This is a genomic window from Rhodococcus sp. IEGM 1306 (assembly GCF_036541985.1).
Classification (GTDB): Bacteria; Actinomycetota; Actinomycetes; order Mycobacteriales; family Mycobacteriaceae; genus Rhodococcus_F; species Rhodococcus_F qingshengii.
Genome location: NZ_JAZHFF010000003.1, coordinates 535,430 through 550,305 on the forward strand (window position 1 = coordinate 535,430; position 14,876 = coordinate 550,305).

A 14,876-nucleotide genomic window follows, 5' to 3' on the forward strand; every position below is an offset into this window, starting at 1 on the left:
GTGCTGTTTTTACTCGCCCTTGCAGTTTCTACTCACCCTTGCAGTTTCTACTCACCCTGGAAGACCGGCGGGCGCTTCTGGAAGACGGCGGTGATGGCCTCGGTCAGATCCTGCGAAGGCAGGAACGCCGCGTTCCAGGCTGCGACGTAGCGAAGGCTGTCGTTCACGCTCGCGCTGCGGGTGTGATCGAGCACGTCCTTGATGCCGTGGACCACGAGCGGCGGGTTGAGAGCAATCTCCTTGGCGGTCGCGCGCGCCGCGGCCAGTACTGCGTCGGCGTCTTCGAACACGTCGTTGACGAGACCGATCTTCTCCGCGCGCGCTGCGTCGATGTCCTTGCCGGTCAGAGCCAACTCACGCAGGTGTCCGTCGCCGATGATCGCGGGCAGACGCGCGAGGCTGCCCATGTCCGCGACGATCGCGACCTTGACCTCGCGGATGCTGAACTTGGCGTCGGCACTCGCGTAGCGGATGTCCGCTGCCGTGATCAGGTCGACGCCGCCGCCGATGCACCAGCCCTGCACAGCTGCGACGACGGGCTTGCGGCAGTCTGCGACGGCATTGATGCCCGACTGCATGCGCTTGATCATGTCGTGGAACTTGGTGCGCGGGCCCGCCTGAGCCTTGTCCGCGAGGACGGCACCGAATTCGCCGCTCATCGCCGGCAGGTCCAGGCCGAACGAGAAGTGCTTGCCGGAACCGGCGATGACGATTGCACGCACCTCGGGATCGGCGTCGAGGTCGGCGAAGATTTCGGGGAGTTCACTCCAGAAATCCGGCCCCATCGCGTTGCCCTTGCTCGGCCCGATCAGCGTCACCTGGGCGATGTTGTCTTCGCGCTCGACGGTGAACGCATTCCAGCTCTTCTGTTCAGTCATTACTCAAGAGTAACTAAAGGTCGGGCTCAGCCGAAGACCGCTGCCTTCATCCGAAAATTCCTGCCTCGTCGATTACCAGTACGACGAGGGTGACGGCCATCAGGGCGAACATGATGAGCATCGCCATCCTGGCCGCCCGCTCACTGGTCGGCGGGAAAACGCGCTGCGCCGGATGCTCGGCCACGTACTCGGACAAGGACATGGTCCTGGCACGTGAGCGTGTCGGATTCTGTACCGCTGCTGTTGTAGCCATGTCGGTGATCCTTTCAACTACGCAATCTCAGTCAGGTACCCCAAAGGTGAAGTACCCGACTGAGTTCGACTTCTCCAATGTAGACCCGCAGACCGAAGAAGTCAGCGTGAGTTTCGTGCGAATTACCTGAGAGTTAGTCCACACAGGGGATGCCGCCATTCGCGTCGGCTCGGATGGGTGATCCCTGTGCTCCCGTATTGGGAATCGTCCCGGCCGATACCGACGGACCGGGTTGCACCGGAGCAGTCGAGAACACGGTCTCCGCATTGTCCTCACCGATCAGTACAGACACTGATTCGGCCGCTGCCTGCTCGTTCGACACCGCGACCACACCCAACTGCTCGGCCAGCGCCTCTGCGACAGCTTTGGCGCCGGCCCCATAGCTGACCACCGACTTTGCCGTCGGAGGTGCGGTGCTCACCTCGCCGACTTCGACTCCCGACGCTTTCACCTCCGACGCCAACGCGGCGCCCAACCCGTCCGTCGCGGTTCCGTTGCGGATGTCCACAACTTCGTTCCCGGTCGAGATCGCGGTGTCCATCGCAGGGGCAGACGCAGAGTCGCCTCCCGCGAAGATCCTCGACACTTCACTACGCAGACGCGCCGGATCGACCGTGTTGACGTCCTGGCCGTCGACGGTCTCGTATCCCTCGATCGGCAGGGTGTAGAAGTCGATGTTCCCACCCGCGAGAGCGCTTGCCTGAGAAGCGAATCGGACGGGATCCATGGCGGAATCGATCACCACGTCCTTCTTCACCACGTCGGCGAGTGCCGTCATCTTCGGAATGTTGCCGATGACGCCGGAGCCCTTCAGGTTGGCAATCACCGCACTGATGAATGCCTGTTGCCGATGGGTGCGATCCAAGTCCCCGTTGTCGAGACCGTGGCGTTGACGGACAAACGAAAGCGCCTGTGACGCATCGAGAGTCTGAACCCCGGCCGGGAATTTGGCACCCGAGAAGTCGTCCTGCACCGGATTGTTGAGGCACACCTGAACGGGGCCGATAGCCGAGACGACGTCGTAGAAGCCCATCAGGTTCACTTCGGCAAAGTGATCGATCGGAACCTTGAGCAGATTCTGCACGGTGGTCAATGTCGAGCGCCTTCCGACTTCCCGTGCTTGCTGTTCTCGCGCAGCAGGATCCGTCACACCGTCCGCTACGAGTTTGGCGTCCGCGTCAGCCTTCGCCATTCCGTAGGCTTCCTTGATCTTGGCCATTCCGTAGCCGGGCACCGCGACGTAATCGTCGCGTGGGATCGCCACCGCACTGGCCTTGCCGCCGTCGCCCGGAACATGGAGCAGGATAAGCGTGTTCGTGTTGTACCCACCCACGTCGCTGTCCCCCGCATGCAACTTGTCGGTGACGAACTCTGCCGGCAGATCGCTGCCGTCCATCGCTTTACGACTGTCGAGCCCGATCAACAAGATGTTGGTATCCCCGCCTGGTGAACTGCCGGCGTCGTCACCGAGAGCGGAGAGCGCGTCCGATCGATACAGCCCCGACGTGAGATCCGACTGCACGTACCACCCGATTCCGACGCCCACCAGAATTGTCGTCGACAAGGAGGCGGCCGCCAGCTTGCGCCCCACCGAGAGCGTCGACCGCTGCGGTTGACGCCTACGCCTGTGCCTGTTTGCCGAGTGTCGAGGTCGCGGTTCCACGGCCGACACGCTATCCACCGTTCCTGAGTAGAACCTGTCGATACCGGACACAGCTGGTCATTCGCTGAAAGAACGCTGAGAATGAAGTCCGAATTGGGCAAATCTGCTCTAGGCTCCGCCCTGTGGACCGCCGACGCTTCCTCAGTGCCCTCGCAGCAGCAACCCTGACCGGAACCGCCGCGGTGACCATGGGAACCGCTTGTTCGTCACGTTCGGTCGGGACGGCGGTCGCCGCAGCCGACGAACCAGCGGCCCCCGCGCCTGTCCCCGATCTGCCGCCCGCCTTGTTGCCGCCTCCACCGCCGTCTGCCCGGGTGCCACTGCCCGGTGGCGGATCGTTGACCGCCCTGCCAGGTGGCGGAGATCTGCTCGCCCTGACGGTTGACGACGGGGCCAGCTCCGAAGTCGTGCGACTCTACACACAGTTCGCAAAAGACACCGGTATCCGTTTGACGTACTTCGTCAACGGGCAATACAACTCGTGGACCGAAAACGCCGGACTTCTGAGACCGCTGGTCGAGAGCGGACAAATTCAGCTCGGCAATCACACCTACTCGCACCCGGATCTGACGTCCGTGTCGAAGCAGCAGATCGCCGACGAGCTGACGAAGAACGGAACGTTCCTGCGCAACACCTACGGTGTGGACGCGGCGCCGTACTTTCGACCGCCGTACGGAAGGCACAACGCGACAGTCGATTCCGTGGCCGCAAGCGTCGGCTACACCGTGCCCACCCTCTGGTTCGGGTCACTGTCGGATTCTTCCTTGATCACCGAGGAGTACATCCTCCAAATGGCGAACCAGTACTTCAATCCGGGGGCCATAGTGATCGGACACCTCAACTATCTGCCCGTGACCCACGTGTATCCGCAACTGGTGGACATCATCCGGAGCCGAAACCTGCGGACGGTCACGCTCAACGATGTGTATCTGAAGCCGTGACGCCGTGGTGACCGCAGCAGACAACGAGGTCCCGGCTGAAAACCCGGTTCCGTCTGTGAAACAACGCACCGAGGCCTGGCTGCTCGCGGACATCACCGAGGAACCCGCCGGACATCTGGGGCCACACCGGATGGCGCCGAAGAAGGAGAAGCGCCACCCGTGGTGGAAGGTGATGTGCCTGACGGGTGTCGATTACTTCTCCACTCTCGGCTACCAACCCGGTATCGCGGCGCTGGCGGCCGGCACGTTGGCTCCCGTCGCGACAGTCGTATTGATCCTGCTGACGCTGTTCGGTGCGCTCCCGGTCTACCGGCGAGTGGCCCGCGAGAGTCCGCACGGCGAGGGTTCGATCGCCATGCTCGAGAAGCTGCTGCCCAAGTGGCGCGGCAAGATCTTCGTTCTCGTGCTTCTCGGCTTCGCGGCCACCGATTTCCTCATCACCATGACGCTCTCGGCTGCCGACGCCACGGCACACCTCGCCGAGAATCCTTTTGCACCAACCGTTCTCTCCGGACACACCGTCGCTGTCACCCTGGTTTTGCTTGCGCTCCTCGCTGCGGTATTCCTCCGCGGCTTCACCGAAGCTATCGGTATTGCGGTCGGATTGGTCGCCGTCTACCTCGCCTTGAACGTGGTGGTCATCTCCGTGGGTTTGTGGCACATCGCGACTGCGCCGTCGTTGGTCACCGACTGGACGCGCGCCATGACCACCGAGCATGGAAATCCGGCGATGATGATCCTGATAGCGCTGATCGTCTTCCCGAAGTTGGCGCTCGGCCTGTCCGGCTTCGAAACCGGGGTCGCGGTCATGCCGCAGATCAAGGGCGAGCCACACGACACCGAACAGAATCCACGCGGCCGCATCAAAGGCGCACGGCGCCTGCTCACCACGGCGGCACTGATCATGAGTGGATTCCTGCTGACGTCGAGCCTGGTCACCACCATCCTGATCCCGGAGAACGAGTTCCAGCCCGGAGGCGCTGCCAACGGCCGCGCGCTTGCCTTCCTCGCGCACGACTATCTGGGTGAGATCTTCGGAAGCGTCTACGATCTCAGCACGATCCTGATCCTTTGGTTTGCCGGTGCGTCGGCAATGGCAGGGTTGCTCAATCTTGTTCCGAGGTATCTCCCCCGCTACGGCATGGCACCGTCGTGGGCCCGCGCCGTGCGTCCGCTGGTCCTCGTGTTCAGCGTCATCGCCATCACTGTCACGATCTACTTCGACGCCGGCGTCGACGCACAAAGTTCCGCGTACGCAACCGGCGTCCTTGTGCTCATCTCGTCGGCGACCGTCGCCGTTGCACTGTCTGCTCGCAAGCACGGTCAACGAAAACTGTTCGTAGGATTCAGTTTTGTCGCGGTTCTGTTCGTCTACACGACCATCGCGAACATTTTCGAACGCCCGGACGGTGTGAAAGTGGCGTCGTTCTTCATCGCCGCGATCATGGTGGTGTCCTTTCTTTCCCGGATCTCGCGAGCCTTCGAACTACGGGCAACCTCCGTCGAATTCGACGAGACGGCGCTGCAATTCATCGCCGAGGCAGCCGAGAAGGGTTACCTCGCGATGGTGGCGCACGACGTCGACCGTCTCGACGAGGACGAGTATCGGCAGAAGGAATCGCAGCAGCGCGCCGAAAGCAACATCCCGGAGGCGGAGTCGATCATCTTCATCGAAGTCAACGTCACGGACTCCTCCGAATTCAGCACCGACCTCCTCGTCCACGGACGACAGCGCGGCGAGCACCGGATTCTCTGGGTCGACAGCCCTGCCGTCCCCAACACCATTGCGGCGGTTCTCCTGCGGACGAGGGACATCACCGGCGTGATTCCCGACGTCTACTTCGAGTGGACGGAGGGAAACCCGATCATGTACCTGCTCCGATTCCTCTTCATCGGTGAGGGTGAGACGGCTCCGGTGACCCGTGAGGTTCTACGTCGCGCCGAACCCGATCAGTCCCGACGGCCCCACGTCCACGTCGGTTGACACGGCACTCCCCTTGACCGCTCACGCGGGTACAGATGCGGAGTTGATCGCACGGCCAGCATTGTTGATTGCTTCGGGCACAACCGACCTCGGCCACGAGGTTCGAGCATCCTGCGAGAACGCATCCGGTGAACATCTGCAGCCTCGGAAGTCGGCGAATATCAGTGACAAGCAGTTGGGAGCAGGACGGGCTTACCGGGGCGGGGAGTGGTTGAACGCGATTCTTCGTTCGATCTATGGTCCGGAGCAGACGCTTAGTGGACAATGCGAACATGACGACCTGCGCTCCTGCTCAAACCGTGCACTTTGATCAGAAGCATTACACGGCAGTGGTTTCTGGCGCGAAAGTTTCCACCGTCCGCTGGCGCGAAGACATACACGAAGGGCCGGCAATTTTCATCTTCGATAATCACACGACCGCCCGCCCCTTGCAGGACAGGTCACCGCTGTAGAAACGTACGATCTCGCTCATCTGTCGCCGCTAGCAGCTCGCCAGCCACCCGGTACCGACATGACGAATTTCGCAAGACAACTCCGGGTCAACTACTACCCCGAGATGCCTGAAGACGCTGTTGTTCAGGTGGTCGTCATAGCCACTGGTCACCACGGGGATTCGTCACTGCCCACGACGTAGTGCGACCGAACTCAGCCGTCGAAAACGTCTGTTGCACTTCCGTGTGCGTAGAGGTCTGCGCTGCCGGCGCCGATCGGGTAGTTGCGGCCCATTCTGGCTGGGTTGATCGGTCCAGGCGCGCTGGCACTCGTCCGGGGTCAGCGTTGTCGTGGATCCTCTGCGACAGGGCCGCCTTCGTTTTCCCACCGATCCAGTGCGCGTTTTTCCTGCTTGGCGGCGGTGTCTTTGCGTGATCCGAGTGATCTTACGGACTTGAGTAGTTCTGTGAGTCGGCCCATGACCGGACCATACTCGACTTTCCGGCGAAGCTGACCCAGGGTTGGATGTATATCCATCGGAGATGCCATAGGGGACTTCGACGCCGCCATCGACGGCGTCGACAACCACGACAGAAAACGGCTCCGGAGCGAAATCGATTTCAACAGTTGCCGAATCGCAACGTGTCTCAGAAGGGCTCCAGTGGATGTGAAACTTCGCGGTGTCGAGGTCGGCTAGTTATTTTCGCTCCGGAGCGACGGGTTTGGTAGTCGGTCGAATCTCGAATGGCGTCGGGTTTTGTTGCGGTGCTTAGTTTTATCCAAATTGCCCACGCGCAGGCCTGTTCGGGCGTGGTGCCGTAGCGCTCGATCGTGGCCTGCCAGTGCTGCGGAAAAGTCATGGCGGAGCGAGGCGAATTTCTCTCCGCGAGGACACCGCAGGTGGCCGGACCGCCGAGCAAGCGGATGCAGTAGATGATCCAACCGACAAGGGTTCCTGGTCTGTGGCTCGTGCGACAGACAGGTGCACTGACCGAGCCCGTCCACGACCGCAGACGGCGACCCCATCGCGACGGGACGATGCGACGGAGATCTGGAATGACCGCGACATACAATCGCGGTCAAAGCGAAGCGCCAGGCCGAGATTCCGGCACCGTAGTGAGGGAGGGCAGGATGTTCGGCTGGAAGAAGAAGCGCCACGATTCGAAGATGACGCTCGACGATGTGATGTCGAAGCTCCGGCCTGACCTGAGTCGGGAATCGCTCGGCGTCGGGCCCGACTTCCCGGGCGTCGCCCCGAATCCTCTCCTGAGCAGTGGTGCACGCAAGCGAAATGCCGAACTGCGTACGGCGGCACTTGCACTCGGCGTTCTCGTCGACTGGCGAGAGGTCAGCAGCGACGGCAGTCCACGCGTCGTCCTGATGTTCGACGTGGAGACCGTCGACGGCATCTCGTTCCGCGGTATCGCAGACGAAGACCTCACGATCACCGAGCTGACACGACTCGCCCCAGGACAGACGTTGCCCGTGCGCTACCGGCCGGCCGTCATGGACCACTACGTCGCCCTTGCCCGGGACGCGGACCCCGCCCACGTGCAGCAGCTCTCCGACGAGATCGCGAGCGGCAAGCGGACCTGACCCGAAGCCTTGGCCGGATCCCTAGGTCGCCGGCAATTCGGTGATGGCGTCCGCGGTCACGAGCATGTCGATTTCGACGAGGTTGTTTCCGCTGCTATCGGTGACTCGCACAGTTACCCCTGCCAGCCATGCGACAAACGCATGAATTAACCTACGGCTGGAAGAGGTTCGAGGCGAAGGAGAGGCTTTCGGGGAGCGCTGCCCGCATCGTCTCGATATGACCGGTCGGATATGTTCGGAATGTAACTGGCTGGCGGTTGGCGGCGAGTTCGGCCGCGAGTTTCAAAGCCAGCGGCGCCGGTACCATCTCGTCCGTCAGCCCCTGCCCGAGGAACACTGGCCGGTCGTACCCGGTCGTCGGGATCTCCAGCATGCCGCGAGCAGCAGCCAGCACCGCGGGATCGTCGAGGGGCCGGTTCACCAGATCGCCGATCGTGAGGTCGCCGAGGCCCGATGCCATGTCCTGGTAGCAGTCGGTTTCGGCTCGGGCCAGGGCATCCGTGCCGCGCGGTGTCAGGTAGCGATCGATGTCGAGATCGGGTCGCGCCGCCCGCAGTCCGGCCAAGAGGTACGAGACGAACACGGTGCTGCCGGTCAGTGGCAAGCGGGGAAAGTCCGGCCCCACAAGTGGTGCAAGGTTCTCCAGATTGGACGGCGCCCCGGTCGCGACCGCGCCCCGGTAGTCCAATTCGGGTGCGTACCGTGTGGCGATCGCTGCCGTGACCATAGCGGCCTGCCCGCCCTGAGACTGTCCGAGTGCCAACCACCGCGGTGAGAGCGACGGTTCGACCGCACGCGCGGCACGCACCATGTCGATCACGCTGTGCGCCGCCGACGGTCCGTCCAGGTACGCGTGGGTTCCCGGCGTGCCGAGCCCCACGTAGTCGGTCGCGACGATCACGTAGCCCTGCGAGAGCCAGTTCGTGAGGTATGGACTGCCGACGGTCCCGGTCACGGTGGGAGCGCACTGGTCGGAAATACCTACAGTGCCGTGAGCCCACGAGATGACCGGCCAACCGCCTTCGGGTGGATCGCCGGGGGGCAGGAAGAGCGCGCCCGTACTCAACGCGGGTTGGTTCAGCGGTCCCGTGGACCAGTACGTGAGCTTTGATGCGTTGGCGGCGCCGGGAATCCAGAAGGAGTGCGGCAGGGAAGTTGCCGCGGTCACTGTGCCCGGCGTCGTGATTGGCGCCGGTTCCTGCGCGTGGACGGGCGCGGTCGAGACGGCCGCGGAGGCGAGCGCGATCACCATCAATGCTTGGCCGAGCCGTCGTCGGATCATCGCATCGCTCCCGTGGTTCGTCGGTGTCTGCGCCGACTTCCATTCTGCGCGAACCGGCGGCGCCGGCGTACGGGTTCGACTATCTTCGGGTGCCGCGAATACGGGAAGTCGTGGGCTGGATAGCCACCTCGGGCTTCTCCCTTGGACCAGCCAAACTCCCTGATCGGCAGAAGGTTCTTGAAACGAGTGCCGTGCGCTTAGGTTTGGTCTCGTGCAGCACGAAAGGCTGAGACACGGAGGCAATTACATCAGCTAGCGGACGCACTCACTTCTGAGTGAACTCTGTGCACACCGAGACGTCGGCAACTGGACATTCCACAGCCAAATCACGAACTTCGAAGATTGACACTGACTCCCGAATTGCGCGCGATTAGAGAGCCTGGCCAGCTATCCGCTGGGTCGACTTAGAATCAAATCGATGTCACCAGCGGGACAAATCGCCGCCAATCGCAACCGCGAGAGCTGCGAGCAAAGCGCCTAGCTGGATACGCCCCGGTTGCCGCCCGTGGGGTTCCTGCGTTGTGTGGGTCAGCTCGTTACGCCGCGTTAAGAACCTGAAAACTCGGTGAGCAAACCTTCCTTTCCCAGGTGAAGCGGCGGATTATCGAATTGGCCGCGCATCTGGTTACCGCGCGGCATGTCGAGCGCGCCTGAAGGCACAACGGGCCGGGAGGTCACATGCTGCTACATCAATCGATCGGGTTGGAGCGCTTCAACGAATTACCGCGACAGAAGGCGGTTCACGCATTGTTCGAGTGCTGCTGCTCTCTGACGTGGGCCGGGTGGGTCAGCGACGGACGTCCGTTCGCCGATCACGCGGAGATCCTCTCGCGAGCCGAGGACGCGATTCTCAATCTTTCGGACGAGGACGTCGAGCGAGCATTGCAGTGCCATCCACCCGTAGGCGTGCGCAAGAACAGCGTGCCGTCCCACCTCGAGCAATGCTCGATCTGGGTTCCGGACGACGTCGTCATGGCAACCATCTATCGCGCCGGCGAGGAGTACGAGCGGAACTTCGGCTTCCGGTATCTGTGGTGTTCGCACGGCCACGACGCCGACGACCTGCTCGCGAACATCGGCCAGCGCATGTCCAACGAGCGGTCCGTCGAGCGAAAGGTCTGCGTCGACGAGCTCGCCAAGATCACGCGGACGAGGATCGAGCGGATGCTGGGACCCGAGGACGGTTATCCCGAGTACTGAAAAGAAAAGCGGGTGCAGCGCTTTCGCGCTGCACCCGCTTTCGTGCTCTGAAGATCAGAGATCGAACTCGGCCGGAGAGATTCCGACTGCAAAACACATGTCGCGTACGACGCCGCGCTCGTGCTCGTCGAAGTTGCCGTCTGCGCCGCCGATGATGATGCCGATCTGGATGACCGCCCGGGCCTGATCCTGCTTCGACTTGAGCTTCGCGATGGTTGCCGTTGCCTCGACCTTGCCGAACTCGTAGTCCGAGGACAGCTTGCTGCAGTACCAGTCGAACTGCTCACGAAGCTCGTCCGGTGGGAAGACCGCGAGCGACTCGTTGCTCATGATCAGCGCGGCGGTCTTCTGACGCTCCGACGGATCGATCGAACCGTCTGCGGCGGCGATCAACGCGCACATTGCCATGCTCGCGTTCTTGAATTCCTTGTTCTGGAACTGGCTGGTCTTTGTCTTGAGCTGGCCGTTCATCTCCTGAGCCTTAGCCTTCAACTGATCCCAGAATGCCATGAGTCTCCTCGAGTATTGCCGCCACACACCGCGCGTGGTCGTACCACCACTCTGCCTGTGCGCTCGGCAATCCGCCATCGGCCGCTAGGTGCGGTCGAACACTGTCAGAATTCGCGACTCGGAGATCGGGTCGAGCACGTCCGGGGTGAAGTGCCATTGCGTGCGGGTCCACGGATCGTGAACCTCCGTCTGCCCTGCTGCCGAAAGGTGTTGGCAACCCTCGGACAGCGCGGCGACGGACTCTTCCGCGAAGTTCGACTCGTCCTCTCCGACAATCAGTATCGACAAACCGATTGCGGGTCCCCGTTCGGCGAGGAACATGACGGTCTGTGCGTCTTCGGCGGAGTATCCGTGCGGGAAATCGCTGAGGATCAACAGTCGTAGGGAACTCGGGCCATCTGCGACGCCACTCATTCGCGCGAGTTCGCCCATGTCGACGGCTTCGGCGAGTGCCCGCAGACGCGCTGAGATCTCGGTGTGAGCGGTGATGACCGGCCCCGCGAGCATCGGTGCCAGTCGGTCGGTCAGTGGCGTGAGCGAGCCGGTCAGGTCGACGACGTCGAGTAGCGGCATCGGGCCTGCTGCCATGACGCGCACGGTGACGGCACTGATCAGACCGAGCGCTGCTTTGCTCGACGTACTGTCCACCCAGATGGGCCGACGCAGTGGGAGCGGGACGCAGTAGGGAACGGTGAGCGTGCCGCGGTCCGGAGCCGACAGCTCGCCCAGACGCATTCCGTCGCTGACGGCCGTGATCTGGGCCGGATCGGTTGTTCCCGCCCACGACACCGACTTCCACGACGCCATCGACCGTGGGAGCACGCCGTCGATCACGCCGAGTTCGTGCGCAAGCTGGGCGCTGTCGCGGGCGTGGTTGTCCCGTGCGAGTGAGACGAGGTCGTCGTGACGCTTCTGTGCGGCATCACGCGCTGCCACTCCGGCTGCCGAGTTCCGCAACGACGGATCTGCGACGGCTGCTGTCAGATCTTCGTCCAGCCGAGCCAGCGCGTACTCACTGCTGGAGACGAAGGAAGCGGCAGATCGTGAGGCGTCCTCGAAGATCATCCATGCACGTTCGAGACCGCGGCCCACCTCCAACGGCTCCACCGCGGAGTCCGACGCGGGCGCAGCTGTTGGGGCTGGTTGGGCCGGCTCGTCGTCCACCTCGACGCCGTGCACCGAGATCAGTTCCGCCAGACCACCCGCGTAGCCCTGCCCTACGGCCCGGATCTTCCACGCACCGGACTTTCGGTACAGCTCCCAGCAGATGACCGCTGTCTCGGTACCTGCGGTGGGGATCGCGAATTCGGCCAGGACCGAACCGGATTGATCGCTCAGGGTGGCGGAGAGCCCGGCCGTGCGAAAGGCGCCCGCGGCCGTCGCGGCCGGATCCACGCTCACGATGCACAACACGGCAGCGGCATCGGGGTGGAGTCGATCGAGTTCCACCCGGATGCCGCTCTGATCGAGTTGCACTCCAGCGGTGGACGGTTGGTTGTAGAACACGAAGTCCGCGGACGTCAATGCCCTCAGGTTCGCGTCCGCTACCAGCGCCGACACGTCGAACGGCGTCTGGCTCTCGGCTCGAAACGTCACCACGGGCGCCTGCAGCGGCGCGTTCTGTCCGGGAACAAAAGTCATACCCACAGCAGCGAACTATGCCATGACCGGGCACTCTCGGTCAGCCTTGCAGGTCCGCCACGACTAGATCGGCCACCGCGGTCATCCCGGCATCCGTGAAGTGCAAGCGCTGCGCCGTCGACTCCGAGAACAGGCCTTCGAACCAACGCTGATCTGCACTCGCGCACGCGTCGTGCCCGGCGGCGATGCTCGCCGCCGCAATGTCGGCAGTGCGCACACCGTGGGCGTGAGCGACCTCGTCGAACTTCGTGTTGTAGCGCGCGAAGTAGTCCATGAACCAGGCCGCGTCGGCGTCGGAGAACGGAATGTTCGGCCAGCAACCCCGAGCGGAGATCATGCCGCCCTCACCGATCAGGTAGATGCGAGCGTTGGGCGCGCGCTGCGTGACCGCGGTCAGGATGCGATCCAATTCTCCGGCAGCCCGGTCGATTCCGGACTGGGCGACGGAATTCGCGAGCGGGTCGTACCGACATCCACGATCAGTTCCTGGTCCCGGAGCGACGCACAGGGGCCCGAGGAAAATGCTGTTGGAGTCGTTGCCGCCGATCGAGATGGTGATCAGGTCGGTGTCCGGGTGCACGGCGTCGAGTTGGACCGGCCAGTAGTTCGGAATCAACTGTGGGGTGTCGATGATGTTCTCGGCGCGGGCCGCGCTGCAAGAGACGTCGGCGAACTCGGCGACCTCGAGTGCCCGAGAGATCTTGCCCGCGAAGTTCTCGTACGAGCGCGAGCAGGCGTCGGGGTACATCGGTTCCAGCCGTGGGCCGGAGGCACGGGAGTCACCGAGGGCGACGTACTTGATCCCGGTCTCGGAAAATCCTGACGGCGGTGCCGACTGGGGCACCGAAGCCTGCGCGATTCCGGTGCTCACGAGCGCCAGCACAACGCCTGCGACAGCCGCCGCACGACCGAGAAGTTTCCCTCGAATGATCATCTACTGTGCCAAGTCCTCTCGCGCACGGCCGCTCGACTGACGGCTCGACATGCCGCATGAGGTTAACGCACGGAGTGGACAACGATGTCCGGTTCGGCGGACGGCGATCGAAACCACCTACCGCCGAACCGGATTCATCTCGACTGTGCAGTCTCGACTCACACAGTGAGGAAACGGCCCAGCTGCGGCGCAGCTTCTCCCGCATGCTTGGCCTGAATACCTTCACCGATGGCCTGCAGCTTCCATTCACCGTTCACGCGATACACCTTTGCCATCACCATTCCGGTGAAGGCCATGCCGCCCTGGAGCGTGTATCGAGCGAGCTCGGAGTTGGTGGTGCTGTCCACGAGGCGGCAGAAAGCGTTGGAAACCTGCTCGAACGTGTGTCCGCGGTACGAGGTCACGGTGAAGATCACGGTGGTCACGTGAGCCGGGACGCGCTGCAGATCGACGAGCATGACCTCGTCGTCACCATCTCCGTCGCCTGTCAGGTTGTCACCCATGTGACGGACCGAGCCGTCCTTGGACGTCAGCTGACCGTAGTAACAGACGTCGACGAGGTTGCCGTCGGCGTACAGGAGAGCCGAAGCGTCGAGGTCGACGTCGGCGGTACGGCTGCCGAACAGGCCGCTCTTCTTGATCGGGTCCCAGCCGAGCCCCATCTGGATCATGGTGAGCGCGACACCACCTTCCTTGCGGAGGGTGACCTTCTGGCCCTTGGTCAGGCTGACAGGACGTCCCTTGACCAGGCTCACCTCGGGCTGCTGGGCCGGCGGCTGGTTCTGCACGGGAGGCGCCGGGGGCGCCTGGTTGTACGTCGGCTGCTGGTTGTACGCAGGCTGCTGCGCCGGCGGGTAGGCCGGCGGCGTCGGGCCCTGGTTGTAGGCGGGCGGCTGGTTGTACGCGGGCGGGGCCGGCGGAACCGGCGGAGCGTTGTACGAGGGCTGCTGCTGCGGCGGCTGGTTGTATGCCGGCGGTGTAGGAGCGACGGACGACGGCGGGGCGATCGGAGCCGGAGCCGCGACCGGAGTGGGCGGCGGCGGCGCGGGAGCATCGTCGACGGACACACCGTGATCGGTGACCAGCGCGGCAAATCCACCGGCGTAACCCTGGCCGACGGCGCGCACCTTCCACGCACCCTGGCGTCGGTACACCTCGAGCGCGATGACGATCGACTCGGCGGTGAGGCCGTCGATCACGTACTCGTACAACACGTTCCCGGCCGCGTCGGAGACCCGAGCGGTCGGTGCAGCAGTGCGCCCGAAGTTCGACGACGCGTCGTCGAGCGTGATGACGGCGCGGACTTGCTCGATGTCTGCCGGGACGCCGGCGAGCGAGACTCGGAGTGAGGCAATGCCACCCGCGTTGGGCACCAATTGCACGCCGGGTCCGGTCGGCTGGTTGAAGAAGACGAAGTCGGCGTCGGAACGAACTTTTCCGTTGCTCGTCACGAGGAGTGCAGAAAGGTCAGCGGCTGCAGCCAACTGAACCGACACAACTACATCCGAGACGTCCAGCGGGCCGTTCTGCCCTTTGGCAAGCGATACAGACAACTAAATCCC

Annotated in this window: 12 protein-coding genes; 4 read left to right on the forward strand and 8 right to left on the reverse strand. The window is 63.2% G+C overall.

Translation table 11 applies throughout. The features are described 5' to 3' along the window. Positions 1 to 47 precede the first annotated feature (47 nt). The 3 genes from V3587_RS12045 to V3587_RS12055 all read right to left on the reverse strand — a co-directional run bounded on the left by V3587_RS12045 (position 48) and on the right by V3587_RS12055 (position 2,794). Positions 48 to 878 carry a crotonase/enoyl-CoA hydratase family protein gene (locus V3587_RS12045; protein WP_007727023.1) on the reverse strand — a complete coding sequence of 277 codons (831 nt, stop codon included), beginning with the start codon at positions 876 to 878 and terminating at the stop codon, positions 48 to 50. A 46-nt stretch (positions 879 to 924) separates the two neighbouring features. Beyond that, positions 925 to 1,131 carry a hypothetical protein gene (locus tag V3587_RS12050; protein WP_283376476.1) on the reverse strand — a complete coding sequence of 69 codons (207 nt, stop codon included), beginning with the start codon at positions 1,129 to 1,131 and terminating at the stop codon, positions 925 to 927. Between the two features lie 133 nt (positions 1,132 to 1,264). Further along, positions 1,265 to 2,794, reverse strand: coding sequence for an LCP family protein (locus V3587_RS12055; protein ID WP_283376475.1), 1,530 nt, complete (start codon positions 2,792 to 2,794; stop codon positions 1,265 to 1,267). A 122-nt stretch (positions 2,795 to 2,916) separates the two neighbouring features. On the opposite strand from V3587_RS12055, the gene V3587_RS12060 reads away from it, so the two are divergent. The 3 genes from V3587_RS12060 (at position 2,917) to V3587_RS12070 (ending at position 7,747) form a co-directional block, all read left to right on the forward strand. Beyond that, on the forward strand, positions 2,917 to 3,735 hold the full coding sequence (locus V3587_RS12060; RefSeq protein ID WP_283376474.1) for a polysaccharide deacetylase family protein: 819 nt from the start codon (positions 2,917 to 2,919) through the stop codon (positions 3,733 to 3,735). Between the two features lie 4 nt (positions 3,736 to 3,739). Further along, positions 3,740 to 5,719 (forward strand): amino acid permease, encoded by a 1,980-nt coding sequence (locus V3587_RS12065; RefSeq protein ID WP_283376473.1) that lies wholly within the window; start codon positions 3,740 to 3,742, stop codon positions 5,717 to 5,719. Between the two features lie 1,488 nt (positions 5,720 to 7,207). After that, positions 7,208 to 7,747 carry a hypothetical protein gene (locus V3587_RS12070; RefSeq protein ID WP_283376472.1) on the forward strand — a complete coding sequence of 180 codons (540 nt, stop codon included), beginning with the start codon at positions 7,208 to 7,210 and terminating at the stop codon, positions 7,745 to 7,747. A 151-nt stretch (positions 7,748 to 7,898) separates the two neighbouring features. Here V3587_RS12070 and V3587_RS12075 read toward each other — a convergent pair whose 3' ends face one another. After that, positions 7,899 to 9,029 (reverse strand): lipase family protein, encoded by a 1,131-nt coding sequence (locus V3587_RS12075; RefSeq protein WP_283376471.1) that lies wholly within the window; start codon positions 9,027 to 9,029, stop codon positions 7,899 to 7,901. A 678-nt stretch (positions 9,030 to 9,707) separates the two neighbouring features. Between V3587_RS12075 and V3587_RS12080 the strand changes: the two genes are divergently transcribed. Beyond that, positions 9,708 to 10,229 carry a 2-oxo-4-hydroxy-4-carboxy-5-ureidoimidazoline decarboxylase gene (locus V3587_RS12080; RefSeq protein WP_200314482.1) on the forward strand — a complete coding sequence of 174 codons (522 nt, stop codon included), beginning with the start codon at positions 9,708 to 9,710 and terminating at the stop codon, positions 10,227 to 10,229. Positions 10,230 to 10,283: 54 nt separating this feature from the next. Here V3587_RS12080 and V3587_RS12085 read toward each other — a convergent pair whose 3' ends face one another. The 4 genes from V3587_RS12085 to V3587_RS12100 all read right to left on the reverse strand — a co-directional run bounded on the left by V3587_RS12085 (position 10,284) and on the right by V3587_RS12100 (position 14,867). Continuing rightward, complete coding sequence (locus tag V3587_RS12085; RefSeq protein ID WP_003941110.1) at positions 10,284 to 10,739, reverse strand: tellurite resistance TerB family protein; 456 nt, start codon at positions 10,737 to 10,739, stop codon at positions 10,284 to 10,286. A gap of 84 nt (positions 10,740 to 10,823) precedes the next feature. Further along, a complete protein-coding gene (locus V3587_RS12090) occupies positions 10,824 to 12,380 on the reverse strand; it encodes a TerD family protein (RefSeq protein WP_283376470.1) in 1,557 nt (518 codons plus the stop codon). A 40-nt stretch (positions 12,381 to 12,420) separates the two neighbouring features. Then, complete coding sequence (locus tag V3587_RS12095; RefSeq protein ID WP_283376469.1) at positions 12,421 to 13,314, reverse strand: SGNH/GDSL hydrolase family protein; 894 nt, start codon at positions 13,312 to 13,314, stop codon at positions 12,421 to 12,423. A gap of 158 nt (positions 13,315 to 13,472) precedes the next feature. Next, a complete protein-coding gene (locus tag V3587_RS12100; protein ID WP_283376468.1) occupies positions 13,473 to 14,867 on the reverse strand; it encodes a TerD family protein in 1,395 nt (464 codons plus the stop codon). Positions 14,868 to 14,876: the final 9 nt, after the last annotated feature.

Coding starts and splice junctions, on each gene's coding strand:
- V3587_RS12050 (WP_283376476.1), bottom strand. CDS start 1,131: ATGGCTACAACAGCAGCGGTACAGAATCCGACACGCTCACGTGCCAGG.
- V3587_RS12045 (WP_007727023.1), bottom strand. CDS start 878: ATGACTGAACAGAAGAGCTGGAATGCGTTCACCGTCGAGCGCGAAGAC.
- V3587_RS12070 (WP_283376472.1), top strand. CDS start 7,208: ATGACCGCGACATACAATCGCGGTCAAAGCGAAGCGCCAGGCCGAGAT.
- V3587_RS12075 (WP_283376471.1), bottom strand. CDS start 9,029: ATGATCCGACGACGGCTCGGCCAAGCATTGATGGTGATCGCGCTCGCC.
- V3587_RS12085 (WP_003941110.1), bottom strand. CDS start 10,739: ATGGCATTCTGGGATCAGTTGAAGGCTAAGGCTCAGGAGATGAACGGC.
- V3587_RS12080 (WP_200314482.1), top strand. CDS start 9,708: ATGCTGCTACATCAATCGATCGGGTTGGAGCGCTTCAACGAATTACCG.
- V3587_RS12095 (WP_283376469.1), bottom strand. CDS start 13,314: ATGATCATTCGAGGGAAACTTCTCGGTCGTGCGGCGGCTGTCGCAGGC.
- V3587_RS12090 (WP_283376470.1), bottom strand. CDS start 12,380: ATGACTTTTGTTCCCGGACAGAACGCGCCGCTGCAGGCGCCCGTGGTG.